The sequence below is a fragment of the Streptomyces sp. cmx-18-6 genome (assembly GCF_046548915.1).
Taxonomy (GTDB): Bacteria; Actinomycetota; Actinomycetes; order Streptomycetales; family Streptomycetaceae; genus Streptomyces.
Window position 1 is genome coordinate 236441 of record NZ_JAEBEP010000001.1, and the last position, 21481, is coordinate 257921.

General features: G+C 71.7%; 16 protein-coding genes. 6 read left to right on the forward strand and 10 right to left on the reverse strand.

The genetic code is table 11. The annotated features are described in order from the left end of the window. Positions 1–31: 31 nt before the first annotated feature. From ACLJPL_RS01040 to ACLJPL_RS01050, 3 genes are all read right to left on the reverse strand, one after another. Positions 32–874, reverse strand: coding sequence for a sugar ABC transporter permease (locus ACLJPL_RS01040; protein ID WP_411079427.1), 843 nt, complete (start codon positions 872–874; stop codon positions 32–34). 62 nt (positions 875–936) lie between these two features. Further along, entirely contained in the window at positions 937–1950 is a 1014-nt protein-coding gene (locus tag ACLJPL_RS01045; protein WP_411078719.1) for a carbohydrate ABC transporter permease, read from the reverse strand. Between the two features lie 19 nt (positions 1951–1969). Continuing rightward, positions 1970–3238, reverse strand: a complete 1269-nt coding sequence (locus ACLJPL_RS01050) for an extracellular solute-binding protein (RefSeq protein ID WP_411078720.1) — start codon at positions 3236–3238, stop codon at positions 1970–1972. Positions 3239–3767: 529 nt separating this feature from the next. Between ACLJPL_RS01050 and ACLJPL_RS01055 the strand changes: the two genes are divergently transcribed. Together ACLJPL_RS01055 and ACLJPL_RS01060 are read left to right on the forward strand one after the other, a co-directional pair. Further along, positions 3768–4811 (forward strand): LacI family DNA-binding transcriptional regulator, encoded by a 1044-nt coding sequence (locus tag ACLJPL_RS01055; protein WP_411078721.1) that lies wholly within the window; start codon positions 3768–3770, stop codon positions 4809–4811. 76 nt (positions 4812–4887) lie between these two features. Beyond that, positions 4888–5865 (forward strand): phosphatase PAP2 family protein, encoded by a 978-nt coding sequence (locus tag ACLJPL_RS01060; RefSeq protein WP_411078722.1) that lies wholly within the window; start codon positions 4888–4890, stop codon positions 5863–5865. 87 nt (positions 5866–5952) lie between these two features. Here the strand turns inward: ACLJPL_RS01060 and ACLJPL_RS01065 are convergent, their stop codons facing one another. Together ACLJPL_RS01065 and ACLJPL_RS01070 are read right to left on the reverse strand one after the other, a co-directional pair. Further along, positions 5953–7551, reverse strand: coding sequence for an amidohydrolase (locus ACLJPL_RS01065; protein WP_411078723.1), 1599 nt, complete (start codon positions 7549–7551; stop codon positions 5953–5955). Positions 7552–7574: 23 nt separating this feature from the next. Beyond that, the gene (locus ACLJPL_RS01070; RefSeq protein WP_411078724.1) at positions 7575–9041 is read right to left on the reverse strand and encodes an APC family permease; all 1467 of its coding nucleotides are present in this window, start codon (positions 9039–9041) and stop codon (positions 7575–7577) included. Positions 9042–9211: 170 nt separating this feature from the next. Between ACLJPL_RS01070 and ACLJPL_RS01075 the strand changes: the two genes are divergently transcribed. Then, positions 9212–9886 carry a TetR/AcrR family transcriptional regulator gene (locus ACLJPL_RS01075; RefSeq protein ID WP_411078725.1) on the forward strand — a complete coding sequence of 225 codons (675 nt, stop codon included), beginning with the start codon at positions 9212–9214 and terminating at the stop codon, positions 9884–9886. 206 nt (positions 9887–10092) lie between these two features. Here ACLJPL_RS01075 and ACLJPL_RS01080 read toward each other — a convergent pair whose 3' ends face one another. The 3 genes from ACLJPL_RS01080 to ACLJPL_RS01090 form a co-directional block, all read right to left on the reverse strand. Then, entirely contained in the window at positions 10093–13089 is a 2997-nt protein-coding gene (locus tag ACLJPL_RS01080; RefSeq protein WP_411078726.1) for a bifunctional [glutamine synthetase] adenylyltransferase/[glutamine synthetase]-adenylyl-L-tyrosine phosphorylase, read from the reverse strand. A gap of 247 nt (positions 13090–13336) precedes the next feature. Beyond that, complete coding sequence (locus ACLJPL_RS01085) at positions 13337–14149, reverse strand: putative protein N(5)-glutamine methyltransferase (RefSeq protein ID WP_411078727.1); 813 nt, start codon at positions 14147–14149, stop codon at positions 13337–13339. 364 nt (positions 14150–14513) lie between these two features. Then, the gene (locus tag ACLJPL_RS01090) at positions 14514–15278 is read right to left on the reverse strand and encodes a GntR family transcriptional regulator (RefSeq protein ID WP_411078728.1); all 765 of its coding nucleotides are present in this window, start codon (positions 15276–15278) and stop codon (positions 14514–14516) included. 158 nt (positions 15279–15436) lie between these two features. Between ACLJPL_RS01090 and ACLJPL_RS01095 the strand changes: the two genes are divergently transcribed. From ACLJPL_RS01095 to ACLJPL_RS01105, 3 genes are all read left to right on the forward strand, one after another. Then, complete coding sequence (locus ACLJPL_RS01095; RefSeq protein WP_411079428.1) at positions 15437–15775, forward strand: hypothetical protein; 339 nt, start codon at positions 15437–15439, stop codon at positions 15773–15775. 361 nt (positions 15776–16136) lie between these two features. Next, on the forward strand, positions 16137–16433 hold the full coding sequence (locus ACLJPL_RS01100; protein ID WP_411078729.1) for a hypothetical protein: 297 nt from the start codon (positions 16137–16139) through the stop codon (positions 16431–16433). A gap of 110 nt (positions 16434–16543) precedes the next feature. After that, positions 16544–16873, forward strand: coding sequence for a hypothetical protein (locus ACLJPL_RS01105; protein ID WP_411078730.1), 330 nt, complete (start codon positions 16544–16546; stop codon positions 16871–16873). Positions 16874–16985: 112 nt separating this feature from the next. On the opposite strand, the gene ACLJPL_RS01110 is transcribed toward ACLJPL_RS01105, so the two are convergent. Together ACLJPL_RS01110 and ACLJPL_RS01115 are read right to left on the reverse strand one after the other, a co-directional pair. After that, on the reverse strand, positions 16986–20762 hold the full coding sequence (locus ACLJPL_RS01110; RefSeq protein ID WP_411078731.1) for a hypothetical protein: 3777 nt from the start codon (positions 20760–20762) through the stop codon (positions 16986–16988). 290 nt (positions 20763–21052) lie between these two features. Further along, positions 21053–21475, reverse strand: coding sequence for a hypothetical protein (locus ACLJPL_RS01115; protein ID WP_411078732.1), 423 nt, complete (start codon positions 21473–21475; stop codon positions 21053–21055). Between the last annotated feature and the right edge of the window lie 6 nt (positions 21476–21481).

The window sequence follows — 21481 nt, forward strand, 5'->3', positions numbered from 1 at the left end:
GGTGCGTGCGGGTGCTGGCGTCCGGAGGTCGTCAGCCCTTGACGGCTCCGGCGGAGACGCCGGTGACCAGGTGCTTCTGCGCGAACAGGAACACCAGGGCGGCCGGGATGGCGATGAGCACGGAGGCCGCGGTCATCGGGCCCCACTGCGCGCCGTACTGGTTGACGAACTTCTGGAGCCCGCCGGCGAGCGTCAGGTTCTCGTCACCGACCAGGAAGGCGGAGGCGTACGCCACTTCGCCCCAGGCGGTGATGAAGGAGTAGAACGCGGTGACCGCGAGGCCCGGCTTGGCCAGCGGCAGGATCAGCCGCCAGAAGGTGCCGAACGGGGTGAGGCCGTCGACCTCGCCCGACTCGTCGATCTCGCGCGGGATGGTGTCGAAGAAGCCCTTCATCATCCAGGCGCAGAACGGCACCGAGATGGTGAGGTAGGTGATGACGAGACCGGCGGGCTGGTTCAGCAGCCCCAGGTTCGACATGATCGTGTAGATCGGCACGATGAGGACGGCCACCGGGAACATCTGGGTGATCAGCAGCGTCCACATCAGCCCGCGCTTGCCGGGGAAGCGGAAGCGGCTGACGGCGTAGCCGGTGGTGGCGGCGACGAAGACGCCAAGGACGGTGGAGAACCCGGCGACGATCACGGAGTTGGCGAACCAGCGCAGGAACTCGGTGTCCCGGATCAGGTTGGTGTAGTTGACGAAGGTCGTCTCGCGGAAGAAGTCCGTGGTCGTCGCGTACTTGGCGGGCTTCAGCGAGGTCAGCAGGACCCACAGCACCGGGAAGACCGCGATCACCGACGCGATGATCAGGGTCAGGTGCAGGGCGACCGAGGCGAGCGGGGAGCGCTCGCCGCGCGGCCGGACCCTGGGCACGGCGTGCCGGTCGGCGGCCCGGGATACGGCGGTCCGGGGCGCGGTGGTCTGGGGCGCGGTGGTCACCACTTGTCTCCCTGGGTGCGCAGGACTCGCCGGTAGACCACGGCGAAGAGCATCAGAATGACGAGGATCAGCACGCCCCAGGTGGAGGACTGGGCGTAGTCGCGCGGGCTGATCTCGAAGGAGAACTTGTACGCCTGGGTGACGAGGATCTGGGTGGACTCGCCGGGTCCGCCGCGGGTCAGCAGGAAGATCACCGGGAACATGTTGAAGGTCCAGATGGTGGAGAGCAGGATCACCGTGGTGGAGACCGGGCGCAGTCCGGGCAGCGTGATGTGGCAAAAGCGCTGCCAGGCGGTGGCGCCGTCCATCTCGGCGGCCTCGTACTGCTCGGAGGGGATCGACTGGAGTCCGCCGAGCAGGGCGACCATCATGAACGGGATGCCGAGCCACACGTTGACGGCGATGACGGAGAACTTGGCCCAGGCGGGGTCGTTCAGCCACGGGACGGCGTCGATGCCGGCCCCGCCGAGGATCTGGTTGAGCAGGCCGCGGTCCTGGTTGTAGAGGAAGCGCCAGGCGAAGACGGAGACGAAACCGGGGATGGCCCAGGGCAGGATGAGGGCCATGCGGTAGGCGGAGCGCCCGGCGATGCGGCGGTTGAGGATGTTGGCCAGGCTCATGCCGAGGACGAACGTGATGCTCACGCAGGAGATCGTCCACACCAGCGTCCAGCCGAGCGTGCCGAGGAACTGCGAACCGGTCAGTGCGTCGATGTAGTTGTCCGCGCCGACGAACTTGTAGGTGGCGGGCAGTTCGTTGACGCCGATGGAGCGGGCGACGTTGCGCTCGGTGGCGTCGGTCAGTGACAGGTAGATGCCGCGGACCAGCGGGTAGCCGATGATCACGCCGATCACGATCACGACAGGGGCGACCATGGCCCAGGCGTACCAGTGCGTCGACAGCCACCGGCGGACCTTGCCCGGTGTCGGGGTGCCAGTACCGCGGCTCCGGCCGCGGGCGACGTTCTCGCCCGCGGCCTTCGCCACCGACTGGCTGGTGTGAACAGCCATCAGCCGGCCAGCCTTCCTGTTACTTCCAGTCCTTGAGGAGCTTGCGGTAGGCGTCGCCGGTGGACTTCGCCGCCTTCTCCGGGGTCGTCTGGCCGGTGAGGACCTTGGTGTACTCGATGCCGAGCGGGGCGAAGAGGCTGCCGCCCTCGGGGATCCAGGGGCGCTGGACGGCGGTCTCGACGACCGGCTTGAAGAAGCCGACGATCTCGCTGTTGACGGCCTCCTTCTTGGCGTACGCGGAGGTGCGCGTCGGCAGCAGGTTCAGCTCGCCGGCGATGTGGGCCTGGCTCTCGACGGACGTCATGTACTCGACGAAGGCGTAGGAGGCGTCGAGGTTCTTGGACGCGGCGTAGACGGCGAGGTTGTGACCGCCCTGCGGGGCGCCCTGGGCGGCGGAGCCGGCCGGGACCGGGGCGATGCCCAGGTTGTCCTTGTCCGTGAACTCCTTGCCGGTGAGGGTGTCGGCGACGGCCCAGGGGCCGTTGATCATCATCGCGACGTCGCCGTTCTTGAACGACTGCATCATGTTCTCCCAGCCGTCCGACGCGTCCGTCTTCGCGGTGCCGGAGTCGACCAGGTCCTTGACGGCCTTGAACGCCTTGACGCCCTCGGGCTTGTCCACGGTGACGGTCTTGGAGTCGGCGTCGACCAGGTCGCCGCCCTCGCCGTACAGGAAGGAGAGGAAGAAGTACGGGTCGTCGCCGCGCAGGTAGAGGCCGGTCTTGCCGGTCTTGTCCTTGATCTTCGCGGCGGCGCTCTTGAGCTCGTCCAGGTCGGCGGGGGGCTTGACGCCCGCCTTGTCCAGCAGCTTCTTGTTGTAGAAGATGCCCATCGAGTCGATGACCTGGGGCACGGCGTAGGTCTTGCCGTCGTACTTCGTCGAGCCGACCGCCTGCTTCAGGAAGTCGTCCTGGTTCTTCAGGGCGGGGGTGCCGTCCAGCGGGGCCAGGTAGCTGAGGCTGGCGAAGTCCGGCGTCCAGGCGACCTCGGAGCGGATGACGTCGGGGGCGTCGCCGGCCTCGGCGGCGTTCTTGAACTTGTTCTGCGCCTCGCCGAAGGGCACGGTGACGTACTTGACCTTGACCTTCGGGTGCTTCTTCGTGAAGCCCTCGGCCAGCTTCTTGAAGACCTTGTCCTCGCCGACGTTCGAGGTGTCCCACCACGTCACGGTGCCGGAGAGCTCGCCACCCGAGCTCGTGCCGCCTTCGGTCTTGCTGTCGCTGCCGCAGGCGGTCGCCGCGAGCGCCAGGGCCGCGACCAGGGCGGTGGCCGTTATGCCACGTCGCATCTGAACTCCTTCAACTGCCGTACCGCTCCGTCGCGGCGCCGGGTCGACGTGAACGTAACAAGGATGAAAGACCGCCGAAAGACCTTGCGGAAGATTTCTGCAAGCCCTGTTGATCGTTACATTCGCGTGTCCTCAAGGTTGCCGTCAAGCCACTTGACGAGACCGGAGAAACCCTGGCAGGGGCAGGCCGCGCACCGCATGACCGCAGTGCGACGATCCGACCGCAGCCCGCGATCCCGGGCCGCAAGAGCTTGCAAGACCTTGCCGGGAGGCTCGGTGGGGGGAGACCCGAGCGGGGCCCGCGGAAGGGAGGAGAGACCTGCGCGGGGCTTGCGGAAGGGCAGACGCGGGCCTGAGGAAAGGAGGCGTACGCGTGCTCCGGGAGGTACGCGCGCCAGGTCCTCCGGAGGGGCGCACGCCGGGTCTGCCGGGGAGGCGCACGCCGCGCGTCCGCCCGGCGAGGCGTACGGCTCCCGGCGGGCCCGCGCACAGTGGGCAATCCGACACCGGCCCGGTACAGTCCACTCACATGACCGCACGGCTTGCCGATATCGCAACTCAGGCGGGGGTCAGCGAGGCGACGGTCAGCCGAGTCCTGAACGGCAAGCCCGGGGTCGCCGCGACCACCCGCGAATCCGTCCTCGCGGCGCTCGACGTACTGGGCTACGAACGTCCCGTACGGCTGCGCCGGCGCAGCGCGGGCCTGGTCGGCCTGATCACGCCCGAGCTGGAGAACCCGATCTTCCCGGCGCTGGCCCAGGTCATCGGCCAGGCGCTGACCCGCCAGGGCTACACCCCGGTCCTCGCCACCCAGACCCCCGGCGGCTCCACCGAGGACGAGCTCACCGAGATGCTGGTGGACCGGGGCGTCTCCGGCATCATCTTCGTCTCCGGTCTGCACGCCGACACCTCGGCCGACATGCAGCGCTACGAGCAACTGCGCGCCAAGGGTGTCCCCTTCGTCCTGGTGAACGGCTTCTCCGCCAAGGTCCGGGCCCCCTTCATCTCCCCCGACGACCGGGCGGCGATGCGGCTGGCGGTGACCCACCTGGTGGCGCTGGGCCACACCCGTATCGGCCTGGCGGTAGGCCCCAAGCGCTTCGTGCCGGTGCTCCGCAAGATCGAGGGCTTCCACGCGACGATGCGGGAGCAACTGGGCCTCACCCCGGACGAGGTCGAGGAGTTGGTCCAGCACTCTCTGTACACGCTGGAGGGCGGCCAGGCCGCCGCCTCCGCCCTGATGGAACGCGGCTGCACGGCGGTCGTGTGCGCGAGCGACATGATGGCGCTCGGGGCGATCCGGGCGGCCCGCCGGCTGTCGAAGGAAGTGCCGCGGGACCTCTCCGTGGTGGGCTACGACGACTCGCCCCTCATAGCGTTCACCGATCCGCCGCTGACCACCATCCGGCAGCCGGTGACGGCGATGGGCCAGGCCGCGGTGCGCACGCTGCTGGAGGAGATCGGCGGAACCCCGGCCCCGCACAGCGAGTTCGTCTTCATGCCCGAGCTGGTGGTTCGCGGGACGACGGCATCCGGTCCCGGAACGGGCTCAGGGTCGCACACTCATCCTTGAGGCGCAGAGTGTGCGACCGGAACCCGACCGGAGGATGATCGAAGGCAGGGGAATCTCTATGGAAGACTCTCTGCCTATGGGTGAAATGGACGTGACAGCACAGGAAGGCCGGTCTGCGGCCGGTCCTTCACCCATCGTGGCCGAGGCGGCCCCCGCGGCCCCCGCCACTTCGCCGGACGCCGGGAGGACCGGCTGGGCGGCGCGCCTGCGATCGCTCCGGTCGCCCGGCCGTCCCCGGCTCTGGTTCGAGATCCTGCTCATCGCGGTCAGTTACTGGCTGTACTCGCTCGTGCGCAACGCCGTGCCGGAGCAGAAGGCCCAGGCCCTGCGGAACGCGGACTGGATCTGGTCGGCGGAGAAGTTCCTGGGCCTCGCGTTCGAGGAAACGGTCAATCACGCGGTCAATTCCGTGACATGGCTGATCGTCTCGATGAACTACTACTACGCGACCCTGCACTTCGTCGTGACCATCGGCGTCCTCGTCTGGCTGTTCCGCCGCCACCCGGGCCGTTACGCGGCGACCCGGCTCGTCCTCTTCGCGACGACGGCGGTCGCCCTGCTCGGCTACTACCTCTACCCGCTGGCGCCGCCCCGTCTGATGAACGGCGCGAACTTCATCGACACGGTGCTCGTGCACGAGACCTGGGGCTCGATGGCCTCGGGCAACTTCAAGAACATGTCCAACCAGTACGCGGCGATGCCCTCGATGCACATCGGCTGGTCCCTCTGGTGCGGGCTGACGATATTCGCCCTGGCCTCGGCCCCCTGGGCCCGCATCCTCGGCCTGCTCTACCCGACGCTCACCCTGGTCGTCATCGTGGCCACCGCCAACCACTTCTGGCTGGACGCGGTGGGCGGCATGGTCTGCCTCGCGTTCGGCTACGCGGTCTCCCGCACCTGGTACGGCTCGCTGCCGCACCACCTGCCGAAATGGGTGCCCTCGCCGAAGGCCGCCGGCCGACTGACGGGAGTGCGCTCGGCCCGCTTGCCGCACCCGGCCGGGGAACCCGCCCGGGAGCCCGAGCCGGAGGCGGCGGGCGCGCGAAGGCCGTAGACGGCACGGGAACGAAGGCCGTGGACGGTACGCGGGCGGGGTGCGGGCGGACGGGATGTCCGCCCGCACCCCGCCTGCTTCCGCGTCTCACCCCCGGTGCACGACGCGCCCCCCGGTCACCGTGAGCCGGACCGGGGCCTCCCCCAGCTCGTCCGCCGGGGCCTGAACCGGGTCCACCCCGAAGGCCGTCAGGTCGGCCCGGAACCCGGCCGCGATCCGCCCCGCCACCGCCTGCTCCCCCGCCGCGACGGCCGCGTGCGAGGTGCAGCCCTCCAGCGCCATCAGCCCGGTCAGCGCCTGTTCCGGGGCGACGGGCTCGGTGTCGTACGCCCCCGGAAGCCGCCGCAGCCGTGCCGTGGCCAGCACCTGGCGTACGTCGTAGTGGGCGATCGGCCAGTCCGAGCCGAGCGCCAGATAGGCCCCCGCGTCCCGCAGGTCCCGGCAGCGCCAGGCGCGGGCGGCGCGCTCGTCGCCGAGCCGCCGGGACCAGGCGTCGGTGTGGTCGGCGCGGGTGTACGCGGTGTGGGTGGGCTGCATGGAGGCGATCACCCCGAGCCGGACGAACCGCTCCGCCACCGCGTGCGGGACCGACTCGATGTGCTCGACGCGGTGGCGGAGCCGCCCGCTTCCGCCGAGCCCCTCCACGGTGTCCAGGACGTGCCGCACGGCCGCGTCCCCGATGGCGTGGGTGGCGGTGCGGACGCCGGCGCGGTGCAGGTGGGCGACGGCTTCGGTGTACGCGGCCGGGTCCGGCCAGAACGCCTCGGTGCCCTGGCCGTGGCAGTCGGCCTCCTCCAGCCAGGCGGTGCCGCCCTCGACGGTCCCGTCCATGAAGAACTTGACCCCGCCGACCCTCCAGAGCCGCCCCGCCTCGCTCTGGAGCCGTACGAGCTCCTCCAGCGCCTCCTTGTCCGCGCCCGGCATGCACCAGGGCGCGAGCCGGAGCCGTACGGGCAGGTCGGCGTCCTCCTCCACGGCGGCCAGGAAATCGGGTACGGAACCGTCCCCCAGGTCCATCACATGCGCCCCGGTCAGCCCGGTGGCGGCCATCGCGGAGAGCAGCTCCACCAGCCCGGCCCGCCGCTCGCTCAGGGAGGGCCGGGGCAGGAACGGGGTGAGGAGGTCCATCGCGGCATGCTCGATCAGGTGCCCGGTGGGCCGCCCGCCCGGGTCGCAGACGACCTCGGACCGCTGGGCGAAGGTCCGGGGCCCGGTGATGCCCGCCCGCTGGAGGGCGGCGGCCGAGGCGAGGGCGGAGTGCCCGTCGTAGAGGCGGATGAAGGCGGGCGCGCCGCCGAGGGCCTCCTCGATGCGGGCATGGCTGACGGGCAGCTCCCCGAAGGCGTTGTGGTCCAGCCCCCACCCGATGACCCACCCCTCGGTGCGCGGGGCGGCGGCGAGGGCGGCGCGGAGCTGGTCCAGGTCGCGGACGGCGGTGAGGTCGGCGCCGGTGGCCATCTCCAGGCCCCACACGGGGTGGCTGTGGGCGTCGGTCAGCCCGGGGGTGAGGGTCGCGCCGCCGAGGTCGAGGTGTTCGGTGCCGCTCCCGCGCAGCTCGCGCAGGTCGTCGGCGTCCCCGACCCCGATGATGGTCCCGCCCCTGACGGCGACGGCGGTGGCGGTGGGCCGGTCCGGGTCGAGGGTGCGGACACGGGCTCCGGTGATCAGAAGATCGGCTGCGGGCACGGTGGTGGCTCCTTGCATGGTCGTCAGAGGGTTACGGAGGTGGCGTCGGCGGGCTCGGCGGGCTGGTCCCGGTCCTCCCGGGGCTCGGCGGCGAAGGAGGCGTACACCTCGGGCCGCCGGCGCCGGAGGCGGCGGGCGAGGAGGAGCCCCAGCAGGAAGACGCCGGGCACGAGCGCGACGAGCAGGAGGTTCACGCCGGTCGAGGCGCCGGTGAACAGGTCCACGTTGTACGCGACGAGCCCGATGGCCCCGGTCAGCAGCACGGCCGCCGCCAGCGGGGCGACGACGGTTCGCAGCACGCCCTCCTGGTGCGGAACGCGCCGGAAGAACAGGAACACCGCCAGTGCGGCGAGCAGCTGGAGGACCATGAGCCCGATCATGCCCGGGGTGTTGACCCAGAGCAGGAGCTGCGCGTACGGGTCGGCCCCGGCGGCGGCGAACCCGATCACGACGATCGCCCCCAGCACGGTCTGCGCGGCCCCGGCGACGTACGGGGAGCGGTGGCGCGGGTGGACACGGCCGAGGACGGCGGGCAGGACCCCCTCTTCGGCCAGCGCGAGACCGTACCGGTTGATCGCGTTGTGGAAGGCGAGCAGCGAGGCGAGCACGCTGGTGACGATGAGGACGTGCATCAGGTCGGCGGCCCAGGGCCCGACGTAGGCGGTGATGGCGGAGAAGAAGAGCCCGCCGGGGTCGTCGGCGGCGGCCTGGACGACCTTCTCGTCCCCGAACGCCTGGATGACGGCCCAGACGATGAAGGCGTAGAAGAGGCCGAGGAAGGCGACGGCGATGTAGGTGGCGCGGGGGACGGTCCGTTCCGGGTTCCGGGCCTCGCGGCGGTAGATGACGGTGGACTCGAAGCCGGTGAAGGCGGCGAACGCGCAGGCCAGGACGGCGGCCGTGCCGGGCACGAAGACGTTGCCGGGCGAGAAGGAGGCGAGGGAGAGACCGGACGCGCCCCCGTCGATGAGGACGCCCCCCGCGAGCAGGACGAGGATCCCCGTCTCGGCGACGAGCAGGACGCCGAGCACCTTGGCGCCGAAGTCGATGGAGCGGAATCCGCCGTACCAGATGAGCACCAGCCCGAGGAGCGAGACGGGCAGCCAGGGCACGTCGAGGCCCCACAGGGCGTGGGCGGTGTCGGCGCTCGCGGAGCCGAGGAGCCCGTAGACGCCGATCTCCATCCCGTTGTAGCCGAGCATGGCGATGAGCGCGGCGGCGATCCCGACGGGTTTGCCGAGCCCGCGCGTGATGTACGCGTAGAAGGCCCCGGCGCTGCGGACGTGCCGGCTCATCGTGGTGAACCCGACGGCGAAGACCGCGAGGGTCACCCCGGCGACCAGGTACCCGACCGGGGCGCCGATGCCGCCGAGCAGGAGGGCGATGGGGGCGACGCCGGCCATGACGGTGAGCGGGGCGGCGGCGGAGATGACGAAGAAGGCGATGTCGGCGGTGCCGAGCGTGCCTTTCCTGAGGGTGGGCGCAGACATGTTCGAGAGGAGCCCTTCTGCGGCAGGCGGGCGGCCCCGGTTCGTCCCCCGGACGGATAAACCTAAAGGCTTTCGGTTTCGGGGAATGTAGCCTCACCAGGGGCCATCGGGGAAGACCTTCCGTCGACGCGGATCAGACGCAGATCAGACGCAGATCAGGAGAACCGCACATGGGACGGCCGCGCACGCCGCTGCTCGACCGGGAGCGCATCGGCGCCACGGCGCTCGAACTCATCGACGAACAGGGCGAGTTCAGCGTCCCGCAGGTGGCCCGCAGGCTGGGGGTGCAGACGGGTTCGGTGTACCACCATGTGGACGGCCGGGCGGGAGTGATCGAGCTCGTACGCGAACGGGTCAGCGCGTCGATCGACACGGCCACGCTCGACCTGCGCCCCTGGGACACGGCCCTCACCGCCTGGGCCCGCTCCTACCGCGCCGCCTTCGCCGCCCACCCGCACGCGATCCCGCTGCTCATGACGTCCCCGGTACGCGCCCCGAAGGTGCTGGAGCAGTACGAGCGCGCGGTACGCCTGCTCCTGGAGGTGGGCTTCCCGGTGGCGGAGGTGATGACGGTGATCACGGCCCTGGAGAACCTGGTGCTGGGCTCGGCGCTGGACCTGGCGGCCCCGGACACGATGTGGGAGCTCCCGCCGGACTCCCCGGACACGGAGAAACTGGCGGAGGCGCTGGCGGCGGTGGGCTCGAGAAGGGCGGACGCGGCGTTCGAACTGGCCCTGGGAGCGTTCACGGACCACTGCCGAACCCACGTCAGCCTGTCCGCCCACCCCAGCCCGTCCGCCCATTCCAGCCCGCCCGGCGCCAAATCCAGCCCGTCCGGGGCTTGAGGACATCCTTTCCGCCCGCGCACGTGACGCGCGACACCGGCGGAGGCCCGAACCAGCCCCTCCGGCACCCCCAGCCCGTCCGGCGCTTGAGGACATCTTTTCGCCCACGCACGTGACGCGCGACACCGGCGGAGGCCCGAACCAGCCCCTCCGGCGCTTGAGGAGCGGGGTCCGGGGCGGAGCCCCGCGAGGGAGCGGGGTCGCGCCTAGACCACCGCCCCGTAGAACCGCTCCTCCACCACCGCCCGAGCCCGACGAGTGATCCGCCGATAGTCGTCCAACATGTCCCCGACATGCCCCGGCTCGTACCCGAGGTACCGCCCCACCGCCGTCATCTCCCGAGGATCGGACGGGAACGTGTCGCTCGCCCGCCCCCGCACGAGCATCACCGCGTTCCGCACCCGCGTCGCCAGCACCCACGCCTCGTCCAGCATCTGCGCGTCCTCACCCGGGATCAGCCCCGCCGCACACGCCGCCGCCAGCGCCTCACGCGTACGCGTCGTCCGCAGCCCCGGCTCCGCCCACCCGTGCTGCATCTGCATCAACTGCACGGTCCACTCGACGTCGCTGAGCCCGCCGCGCCCCAGCTTCGCGTGGAGCGTGGGGTCCGCGCCGCGCGGCATCCGCTCGGACTCCATCCGCGCCTTGAGCCGGCGGATCTCGCGTACGGCGTCCTCCCCGAGCCCTTCCGCCGGATACCGCAACGGGTTCACCAGCTCGATGAAGTCGCGCCCCAACTCCGCGTCGCCCGCCATGGGTTCGGCCCTCAGCAGCGCCTGGCTCTCCCAGATCAGCGCCCAGCGCCGGTAGTACGCCTCGTACGACTTCAACGTCCGCACCAACGGCCCGGTCTTACCCTCGGGCCGCAAGTCGGCATCGATCAGCAACGGCGGATCAGCGGTGGGCAGTTGCAGCAACCGCCGCATCTCCCCCACGACCGCGTTCGCCGCCTTGCTCGCCTCCTCGTCGCTCACGCCCTCGCGCGGCCGGTGCACGAAGAGGACGTCGGCGTCGGAGCCGTAATTCAGCTCGTGCCCGCCGAAGCGGCCCATGCCGATGACGGCGAACCGGGTCGGCAGGGTGTCGCCCCACCGCTCGCGTACGGCGGCCCGCAGCGCGCCCGCGACGGTGGCGGCGTTGAGGTCGGTGACGGCGGAGCCGACCCGGTCGACGAGGGCCCCGTGGTCCTGCTCGGCGGGGCTGTCCTCGGTGCCGTACGAGCCGATGATGTCGGCGGCCGTCGTACGGAACAGCTCCCGCCGCCGCACCCCCCGCACCACCGCGACCGCCGACTCCGCGCCCCCCGCACGCCCCACCGCCGCCAGCACCTCCTGCTCCAGGTGCTCGCGGGTGCGGGGCTTGAGCCCCTCCGGGTCGCCGAGGATCGCCACCGCCTCCGGGGCGCGGAGCAGCAGGTCGGGGGCGAGGCGGCCGGCGGAGAGGACCCGGGCGAGGTTCTCCGCCGCCGCCCCCTCGTCGCGCAGGAGCCGCAGGTACCACGGGGTCTTGCCGAGCGCGTCGGACACCTTGCGGAAGCCGAGGAGCCCGGCGTCCGGGTCGGCGGAGTCCGCGAACCAGCCGAGCAGCACCGGCAGCAGCGTGCGCTGGATCGCCGCCTTGCGGGAGACCCCGGAGGACAGGGCCTCCAGGTGGCGCAGGGCCGCGCCGGGGTCGGCGTACCCGAGGGCCTCCAGCCGGATCGCGGCGGCCTTCGCGCTGAGCCGGGACTCGGCGGGGGCCAGTTGGGCGACGGCGTCGAGCAGCGGCCGGTAGAAGATCTTCTCGTGCAGCCGCCGTACGACGGAGGCGTGCCGCCGCCACGCCTTGTTGAGCTCGGTGACCGGGTCGGTCCGCATCCCGAGGGACCGCCCGAGCCGCCGCAGATCGGCTTCGTCCTCGGGGACGAGGTGGGTGCGGCGCAGGCGGTAGAGCTGGATGCGGTGCTCCATGGAGCGCAGGAAGCGGTACGCCTCATCGAGCTGGGCGGCGTCCGCGCGCCCCACGTACCCACCCTCGGCGAGCGCCCGCAGGGCCTCCAGGGTGGTGCCGCTGTGCAGTGAGGCGTCACTGCGCCCGTGCACCAACTGGAGGAGCTGGACGGCGAATTCGACGTCCCGCAGCCCGCCGGGCCCGAGCTTCAGCTCACGGTCTATCCGGTCGGCGGGGATGTTGTCGACGACGCGGCGGCGCATCTTCTGCACGTCGGGGACGAAGTTCTCCCGGTCGGCGGCCTGCCAGACGAGCGGGGAGACGGCGTCGACGTACTCCGCGCCGAGCTCCGGGTCGCCGGCGACGGCGCGGGCCTTCAGCAGCGCCTGGAACTCCCAGGTCTTCGCCCACCGCTGGTAGTACGCGAGGTGCGAGGTGAGGGTCCGCACCAGGGGCCCGTTGCGGCCCTCGGGGCGGAGGTTGGCGTCGACCGGCCAGATGGTGCCCTCGGGAGTGTTGTCGGAGCAGATCCGCATCATGTGGGCGGCCAGCCGGGTGGCGGCCTGCATGGCCTTGTTCTCGTCGACCCCGTCGCGCGCCTCGCCCACGAAGATGACGTCGACGTCGGAGACGTAGTTCAGCTCGTGCCCGCCGCACTTGCCCATCGCGACGACGGCCAGCCGGCACTGCGCGGCGTCCTCGGGGGCCGCCGTACGGGCGATGGCGAGGGCGGCGCGCAGGGTGGCGGTGGCGAGGTCGGCCAGTTCGGCGGCGGTCTGGGCGAGGCCGGTGGTCCCGCAGACGTCGCGGGCGGCGAGGGTGAGCAGACAGCGGCGGTAGGCGACGCGCAGCGAGTCCGGGTCGACGGCCTCGGCGAGCCCGCGCTCGAACTCGGCCACCCCGGGGTGCAGGTCGACGGCCTCGTACGTGACGAGCGCCTGCCAGTCGCGCGGGTGCCGGGCCAGGTGGTCCCCGAGCGCCTCGGACGCCCCGAGGACGCCGAGGAGCCGGTCGCGCAGGGGCTTGGCGGTGACGAGCGTGTCCAGCAGCACCTGCCGCTCGCCGTCCTCCTCGGCCTCCACGATCCGGACGAGCCCGCGCAGGGCCAGATCGGGGTCGGCGGTGGCGCCGAGGGCCTCCAGGAGGACCGGATCGGACCGTACGGAGGCGAGCGCGTCGAGCTCCAGGAGCTGTTCGGCGGCGGAGGGGTCGGTGAATCCGTGTCGCAGCAGCCTGGTGAACGTACTGCTCCTGCGTCCCGGCACCGTCGTCATCGCATGCTCTCCTGCCCGCCGAACCGATCTGCCTGCCTGGCTGAGCGCGCCGCCCCGTCGCCGCGCCTCAACTCTTCGAGCCTAGTCCTGTACCGATGAATTCGAGGCAGCGGCGGAGTCCGCCCACGGAGAATGCCGCGGCAGCACTCCCGAGCACCCACCGGAGGAACCATGTCCACGACCGGGCAGCCCCCGGAGCGGTCCCCCGCGCATTCCGGGGAACCGTTCAGCCAGACGCGGTACCGCTTCACGTGACCCGCCCCGCCTTCACGGGTCCCGCCCCGGCGGTCCCGATGACGACGGTGGCGTACAGCTCCTCGCAGTCCACCACGCGCGGGGCGAGCCCGGCATCGCGCAGGACCCGCACCGCCGCGTCCCGCTGCCGCTCACTGGCCTCCACCAGCAGGCTGCCGCCGGGGGCGAGCCACCCGGGGGCCTCGGCGGCGACCCGGCGCATGACGTCGAGCCCGTCGCCGCCCCCGTCGAGGGCGACCCGGGGTTCATGGACACGGGCCTCGGCGGGGAGGAGTTCGACGTCGGCAGTGGGTACGTACGGCACGTTGGCGAGCAGCACGTCGACACGGCCGCGCAGGGCGGCGGGGAGGGGGTCGAACAGGTCGCCCCGGTAGACCCGCCCGAGGTCGCCGACGTTGTGCCGGGCGCACCGCACGGCGGCGGGTTCGACGTCGCAGGCGTGCAGCTCGACCCGGTCCAGGGTGGCGGCGAGGACGACGCCGAGCGCCCCCGTACCGCAGCAGAGGTCGACGACGACGGCCCGGTCCGGCGCGAGACCGGCGGCCTGCGCCACCAGGAACTCGGTACGCCGCCGGGGCACGAAGACCCCGGCGTCCACGGCGAACCGCCGGCCGCAGAACTCGGCCCAGCCCAGGACGTGTTCGAGCGGAAGCCCGGCGACGCGGCGCTCGACCATGGCGGCGAGCTCGTCCGGGGAAGCGGCCGTGGTGTGGAGGAGCTCCGCCTCGTCCTCGGCGAAGACGCACCCGGCGCGGCGCAGGGTGGCGACGGTGGAGGAGAGGGAGCTGAAGGAGTGAACCGGCATACGGGGAGAAGCCTTTCGGGAAATCCGATGGGCGCTCCGCGATCGGCTATGCCGTCCGGCCGACCACTGCTGCCGGTCGGGCGGCGACGCGATCGTACGAGGTGAGCACCCAGTCTGATCCAGCGGTAATGGGTCTCACCTCCTCGGTCCGTCCCCGCGCCGGTGCACGAGGGGTGGTAACAGTACAACAGGCCGTTCACCCCGCGGGCCCGGCCCGTCTCCCCGGTATACGGACGCGCTGGCGACGGACTTCGCGGGCCCGTCGCCGATCGCGGCCCGACAGACCGAAGGCGGCTCACCGCGCCGTCGCGCGGGAGCCGCTCTTCGGAGCCGGGCCGCGGGGCGGCACCGCGAGGGCCGTGGCTCAGAACCGGGAGTCGTCGACCTCGATCTCGTACGCGATCTCCCAGCGGATGTCCGGGACGATGATGTCGGCGGTCTCCACCGGGCGGCCCTCGGAGTCGAAGTAGATGCGCTCCAACTGGGTGACCAGATCGCCCACGGAGATGCCGAGGAAATTGGCCTGCTCGCGCGTGGCGCGGGCCGGTCGCGGCATTTCGATGGCGGTGGAGATTTCCACGCCGATGGAGCGCATACGGGCGACGACGCCGATCTTGCCCCGCGGTCCCATCTCCGGGAGCAGGACGTCGGTGCCGCCGGTGATGGCCATCGGCTCCCAGCTCGTGGCGAGCTGGGCGGGCTGACCGTCCGCCAGGAACTCGTAGTGGGTCATGACGCAGAAGTCGCCGGGCTCGATCGCCAGCCGTGCGGCGATGTCCTCGGTGGCGGGGATCCGCGCCCTGCTGTTGCACTCCCAGGTGCCCGCGGAGCCCTGGTCCTTCAGGGCGGAGCGGAACGGGGAGCCGCCACCCTCCCGGTGGATGCGTGAGCGGATCATCCTGCGGCGCTCGCGGGCTTTGCGGACATACGTACCGGAACCGGCGCGGCCTTCGAGGATGCCCTCGATGATCAGCCGCTCCATCGCCCGCTGGGCGACGGACTGGCCCACGCCGTACTCCTCGGCGAACCGGGCGCGGGACGGCAGCTTGTCGCCGACGGCCCATTCACCCGCCAGCACCCGGGCACGGATCTCGTCGGCCACCTGCAAGTACGGGGTATCGCGAGGCATTTCGGCGGCTCCGTGAGGGTGCGGCGTTCAGGGCTCGATATTGACAAAGCTAACCCATCAGGTTGAAGCTGAGTATTCAGCATTACATGGAGTGACATCAGCTTCACCAGGGGAGAATTGTGCGCTCAGCACAAGCGCGGGCAGCGGCACTGACCGGCATGCTCACCGCGGCCATCGGTACCGAGCCGCGCGTCACCGACGTCGCGGCCGGCATCCGTGTCGAGGCGGACCTCCCCAGCACGCTCACCGAGGTCGAGCACGCGGCGGTCCTCGCCGCCCTGGCCACGGCCGACCACTTCGGGCACACCCTCACCCGCACCGCCGAATTCGTCTGGGCCGAGATCAGCAGAGAGGCGACCGTGACCACGACCGATTCCCCCGACGCGGCCTACCGCGACCTGCTCGGCCACACGATGACGTGCGGCGCCTGCCGCGAGGGCACGGTCTGCCCCACCGCGACGAAGCTCGTCCGCATATGGCGCGAGACCCGCGGATGAGACCGGGTGCGTCGGGCGACGCGCGGGAGGCCCGCGGGGCCCCGCGAAGCCCGCGGGGTCATCGCACCGCCGGGTCATCGCACCGCCGGACTCCCGCACTGCCTGGCTCCCGCACCGCCGGGCTCCCTGGCCTCCCCGCCCGCTAGCTTCCCGGCTTCCCGGCTCCCCGACCCCCTGAGCTCCTGACTTCCTGACTTTCTGCTCGACCGGGCGCCCCGCCTGCTCCCCAGCTGCCGCCCCGCCGCCGCCACTCGCTCCCCGGCGACAGTGGCCGGGACGGGTCGCCACCCATCCACGAGAGACGGAGGCACCTCATGCGTACCACCCGTCACGCTTTACCGGCCCCGCCCGGGAGGCGTCGATGATCGCCCTGTCCGCGACGGACGTCCGCACCTGCGAGGCGTGCTGGAACGCCCCGGTCACCGCCGCCCGGCACCGCAACGGCGGCCGTGACCTGCTGTGCGAGGAGTGCGCGGAGGGCGACTATCCGCGCCGCGTCGACCTCTTCCCGCCGTTCGGCATCTACGGCCTGTCGGCCCGCAAGATCCTGAACGACGGCAGACACGGCAGCGGCCCCCCGAAGACCCCGCCCGACCCGGGCCCGCCCCTGCCCAACCCGCCCCCGGCACCGTCGCCGCCGGGGACGCCGCCGGTGTAGCGCCCTTCGGGCCCGTACTCGCCCTTCGAGCCCGTTCTCGACGCTGTACGGGGGCGGGCCCGAGCGGTCGGCCTGGGCCGGTCAGCCATCCCGGCGGCCGAGCCCGGGCCGTGCAGGACGGCTTTGAGCCCCACGAGTGCCAGGAAGACCACGGCGAAGTCGACGTCCGGCTCCGGGAGGCGGACGGGCGGCTGCGGGTCTTCCCCCGTGTGCAGCCCCTGTTCGGCCTTCCTCCCCGGCCGCGACGCCCTCCGGCCGTGCGGCTCGCCCCCGGGCAGTGGGTGCGCTGGCAGCTCAACTACCGGTTCAGCAGTGCGGCGGGGATTCGCGACTGGTCGTACTGGCTGGACACGTTCAACATCGCCTACGGCCCGGTGAGCGCCGATGTGTTTCTGTCCGCGCCCACCGTTCTCGTCGACGAGCGGGGGCCGACCCGTTGACTCGGGCCGGATGCGCGGTCCAGGCGTGGGCGCGGGGGTGCGGGCCCGCCTGCGCCGAGGTCCGCGCGGCGGTGCGGCCGGTTCCACGGGGCCGCACCGGCCCACGGCGGATTCAGGGCTGAGCGCCTCCCAGCGACTGACGCGTACAGCGCACCATCTCGTCCAGGACGTCCGGCGCCAGGAGCGCCACCTCTTCGGCCAGGCTGCTCAGTGATTCCAGGGAGAGGGACCACGCGAGCAGCTCTCTTCCGCGAGGCGTCCCGGCGCAGTGCCGGGCGATGCCCGAGAGTGCGGCGGCTCGCGGTTTCGATTCGACGATGGCATAGGCGATCTTCCCTGCCTCGTCCGCCCTTCCAGCCGCCACCAGCGCGTGCACCACAGCCAACAGGGCCATGGCTCGCCGCTGAGGGCTCCCGGTCGCTCGGGCTGTCTCGGCGGCGGCGCGGGCGACTTCGGCGGCGCGGTCCGCCTGGCCGGTGATCGCGAGCGTGTGGGCGGCGTCCGCCAGTGCTGAGGCCCGATCATTCGGTTCCGTGATGGTGTGGGCGAGGCGGATCGCCTGGTCCGCCCTTCCCGCCATCATCAGTGCCTGAGCCACCTCTCTCAGGGCCCAGGCACGCCACCGGGGGTTGGTGGCGCCGCGGGCCACCTCGGCAGCGGCCTCCGCGAGTTGCACGGCTTGTTCCGTCTCGCCGGTCTTCACCAGCGATGTCGCCACTCCCGCCATCGCCCTGGCCCGCTCGTCGGCGGCGGTGACGGTGCGAGCCGCTTCCGCCGCAGCCCGCAGGAGTTCCGCGGCCTGATCCGTTCCACCCGCCTTCGCGATCGCTTCCGCCGCCTGCACCAGGGCCCCCGACCGGGCTTCGGGGCCGGTGACGGTACGGGCCGATTCAGCGGCGGCCTGCGCCAGCTCCATCCCCCGTTCCGTCTCTCCCGCCTCCGTCAGCGACGCCACCACGATCGCCAGCGCCGACGTCCGATGGTCGGCGTCGGCGATCGTGCGGGCGACGCGGCCGGCTTCATCCGTTCTCTCCGCCACCAGCAGCGCTTGCACCACAGCCATCAGCCCTGCGGTATGCAGATACCGTTCGCCCGCGCAGGCCGCTTCGACAGCGATGCGGGCGAGTTCCACAGCTTGCTCGTTCCGGCCCGCCCTCGCCAGCACTTCTGCCGCCTGTGCCACACCGAAGGCCCGATCGCGCGGATCTTCGCTCGTGGTGAGCACTCTGGCGGCTCCGTGGGCCAGTTCTGCCGCTTCGTCTGCTCTCCCCACCCCCGCCAGCGCCCGTGCCACCCGTGTCAGGACCGTGGCATGCCAGTCGGGATCGGTGGTGGCCCGGGCCGCTTCGGCAGCCTCCTGAGCACGGTGGGCGGCTTGTTGCGGCTCGCCGGCCTTGGCGAAAGCCTCTGCCACCTGTGCCAAGGCCCCGGCCCGGCGTTCGGAGACATTGACGGAACGGACCGCTTCGGCGGCGGCCTGTGCCAGCTCCCTCCCCCGTGCGCTCTCCCCGGCGTCCGCCAGCGCCACCGCCACGGCCGACAGCGCCAAGGCCCGCTGACCGGGATCAACGATCGTACGGGCCAGACGGGCGGCTTCGTCCGTTTTCCCCGCTGTGGCCTGCTCCCGCACCACGGCCGTCAGCGCCGTTGCCCGGGAACGAGGGTCCGTGATCGCGTGAGCCAGGTGGGCAGCATTCTCCGCCTCTCCGGTAACCGCCAGGAGGCGCGCCACACCTTCCAGTGCTGGGACTCGGCCATCGGCGTCGATGGTGGTGCGCGCCAGTCCGATGGCCTCGCGGGCGAGTTCTGAGGCTTCGTCCGCCTTCCCCGCCCGCGCCAGCACCCCGGCCGCAGCGGCCAGTGTCGGCACCCGCTGCTCGGCGTCGGTCATGGCACCGACCGCCTCGGCGAGGAGTCGGGCGAAGTCGGCGGCTTCGTCCGCCCTGCCTTCCGTGACGAGGAACCGCGCCAGATCCAGTAGTTCCGTGCAGCGAAGGCCGGGGGCAGCGATGAGCCGGGGCAGACGGGCCGCCTCGTCCGTCCTGTTCAGCACCAGCAAGCCCTTTGCCGCTTCGCCCAGCGCCGACGCCTGCTCCTCGGGTTCGCCGAGGGCGCGGGCTATGTCTGCGGCGGCTCGGGCGAGTTCCACGGCTTCCTCCGTCTCACCGGCCTGAGCGAGCGCCACCGCCGCACTCACCAGAGCGTTGACCCGGTCCTCGGGGTCGCCGACGGCGCGGGCTGCTTCGACGGCGGCGCGAGCGAGTTCTCCAGCTCGGTCCTTCCGGCCCGCCTTCGCGATCGCCGCCGTCGCACAGGCCATACCCTCCGCTCGATAGCCGGGGTCGGCGATGGTGCGGAATATCTCGGCGGCGGCCTGCGCGAGTTCCGCGCCTTGATCCGATTCACCTGCCTTCACCAGCGCTTCCGCCACCTCCGTCAGCGCCTGGGCACGGGCGTGGTGATCGGTCAGCGCACGGGCCGCGTCCGCGGCCTCTCGCAGGTGGTTCTCCTTCGCGAAGACCGCGACACAATCACGGAGTACCGAGTCCCGTCCCCTGTTCTCGGGGATGGCGTGCACGGCCTCCATGACCATTCCGGATTCAGCCGCCTTCAAAGCCTCACGAAGGATGTCACCGAAACCACTGCCGTGAGCAGAGAACTCAGCCCGGGCGGCGGCCAGAGCCACGGCTTTGCGGATGTACCCGGCCCTGGCCCAGGCCCGAATCGCCGCCTCCGGAACGTTGAGGACCTTCTGTTCGAGCCCGTCGCGACAGTGAGCGAGCTGAACGCAGGAACGCAGGTCGGGTTCGGTCGACGCCAGGTGCAGGGTGAAGGCGTCGCCGATCTCGGTGAGAGCACGTGTGTCGGTGCCGGTCGTCTGCCACAGCCGCTCGTGCCGCGCCGAATCCGTCGCCAGCGCGGTGAGGCGCGGGGCGTCCCGCTGTTCGCGAACCATCTGCGGGTAACCCGTCAACATGTACTCGGGCGTATCGGCCGGCCATCCCTTCTTTCGGTAGATTTCCGCGAATTCATGAACCCGGTCCCGGTAGCCGTCGAGCAGCGGGACGGGGAGGAGCTGGCGGGCGCCGGAAAGGAGTTCCTGGTGCGCGAAGGAATAGAGCGGGACGGGCGAACCGTCGTGTGTCGTCGCCCATTGAGCGGGACGAAGCTGAAACGAGCGCCCTGTGGCGCCACCGAGGACGACCTCGATGCGTCGCGCCGTGTATTCCTTGGTGAGGAGCGAGAGATCGGCGGCGCTGAGACCACCGCCCGCCGCTGCCGTCAGGCCGACGAGATCCAGGGAGATCCCTCCGGCGGCGTTGAGTGCTTCGAGGCTGCGTTCCGCGTCCGCGCGGACGGCGCGTGCGGCGGCGGAGTCGGCCAGGCGGTGACTGATCGTGGGCGAGCGCAGGGGGTGGTCGGGAGCCACGTCGCTGGGGACGGGAGGGTTGGGGCGGCCCGCGACGATCACGTGGAGGCCGTCCGGCAGCGTGCGCGGGAGAAGGCCCGCGATGCTGTAGCCGCTGGCGGCCGACTCCACACCGCTGTCCTCGTCCATCCCGTCGATCATCAGGACGAGCCGTCTGCCGTGGGACCGCGCCTGCCGGGCGGCCCGGTTCAGCGCGTCGGAGAAGCCGCCGTAGCCGGTGCAGTCGACGTCACCGTCCTGGAGGTAGGCGCGCAGCTGATTCTGAACGGTGGTCAGGAAGGCGGTGCGGTCGGACCGGCCTGCCATACGTGCGGTGATGAAGAAGGCGATCACGTCCACTCCCTCCCGGCCGCGCAGAGCGAACTGGGCCATGAGGGCGGTCTTGCCCGACCAGGCCGGCGCGAGCCACCGCCAGTAGCCGGTGCCGGCCGGGTCCTCACCGGCGGCGAAGGCGTCCATGGCGGCGAGTTCGCTCTCGCGCCCCTGGAAATGAGCCGCCGCCAAGTACCTGATCTCCTCCTCGTAGACCGACGACAGCGTCTTGGGGCCGCTGCCGAGGACGAGGTTGTTGACGACCGTGTGGTTGTTGTCCCCGGTCACGGCCCACCCCACATCGCCGTCCGCCGTGATCGCGCGTGGCCCGGGTGAGCCTTCAGCCGTGATCGCCCGTGGCCCGGGTGAGTCTTCAGCCGTGTCACAGGCGAAGTCGTGGGCGGCGGCGGCAGTCTTGCTGAAGCGGCGCCACCATGTCACCGCTGTTCGTTCCCGTCGCCCGTGACCGCCTCGCCGATGTTCCCGGCGGCGGAGACCCCCCGCTCCCCCGGAGGCGTCGGGCCGGCCGGCGGAGGAGTCGGTACGGGCGTGGCCGGCACCGCGGGCGCCGATCCGTACAGGCGGTTGTGGTCACCGGTGACGGCGCGTCCGATACTGCCCCCGGCCTGGACCGAGCGGGCTCCCGTGACCGGTGGTGCGGCACTGCCGGAACGGGCGAGCTGTACGACGGCGACGACGAGGCCGAGCGCGGCGAAGGCAGCCCCGGCCACGCTCGCGAGCCGGTCCGCCGAATCCAGGTCGGCGAAGATCGCCACGAGAACGAGAGCGACGACCGCCACCCCCGACAGCACGGCCGTCGCCCACACCCACACCCTGGCCTGCCCGGATACTCCAGCCACTGCGGC

Coding starts and splice junctions, on each gene's coding strand:
- ACLJPL_RS01045 (WP_411078719.1), bottom strand. CDS start 1,950: ATGGCTGTTCACACCAGCCAGTCGGTGGCGAAGGCCGCGGGCGAGAAC.
- ACLJPL_RS01050 (WP_411078720.1), bottom strand. CDS start 3,238: ATGCGACGTGGCATAACGGCCACCGCCCTGGTCGCGGCCCTGGCGCTC.
- ACLJPL_RS01055 (WP_411078721.1), top strand. CDS start 3,768: ATGACCGCACGGCTTGCCGATATCGCAACTCAGGCGGGGGTCAGCGAG.
- ACLJPL_RS01060 (WP_411078722.1), top strand. CDS start 4,888: ATGGGTGAAATGGACGTGACAGCACAGGAAGGCCGGTCTGCGGCCGGT.
- ACLJPL_RS01070 (WP_411078724.1), bottom strand. CDS start 9,041: ATGTCTGCGCCCACCCTCAGGAAAGGCACGCTCGGCACCGCCGACATC.
- ACLJPL_RS01075 (WP_411078725.1), top strand. CDS start 9,212: ATGGGACGGCCGCGCACGCCGCTGCTCGACCGGGAGCGCATCGGCGCC.
- ACLJPL_RS01080 (WP_411078726.1), bottom strand. CDS start 13,089: ATGACGACGGTGCCGGGACGCAGGAGCAGTACGTTCACCAGGCTGCTG.
- ACLJPL_RS01085 (WP_411078727.1), bottom strand. CDS start 14,149: ATGCCGGTTCACTCCTTCAGCTCCCTCTCCTCCACCGTCGCCACCCTG.
- ACLJPL_RS01090 (WP_411078728.1), bottom strand. CDS start 15,278: ATGCCTCGCGATACCCCGTACTTGCAGGTGGCCGACGAGATCCGTGCC.
- ACLJPL_RS01095 (WP_411079428.1), top strand. CDS start 15,437: ATGCTCACCGCGGCCATCGGTACCGAGCCGCGCGTCACCGACGTCGCG.
- ACLJPL_RS01100 (WP_411078729.1), top strand. CDS start 16,137: ATGATCGCCCTGTCCGCGACGGACGTCCGCACCTGCGAGGCGTGCTGG.
- ACLJPL_RS01110 (WP_411078731.1), bottom strand. CDS start 20,762: ATGGACGCCTTCGCCGCCGGTGAGGACCCGGCCGGCACCGGCTACTGG.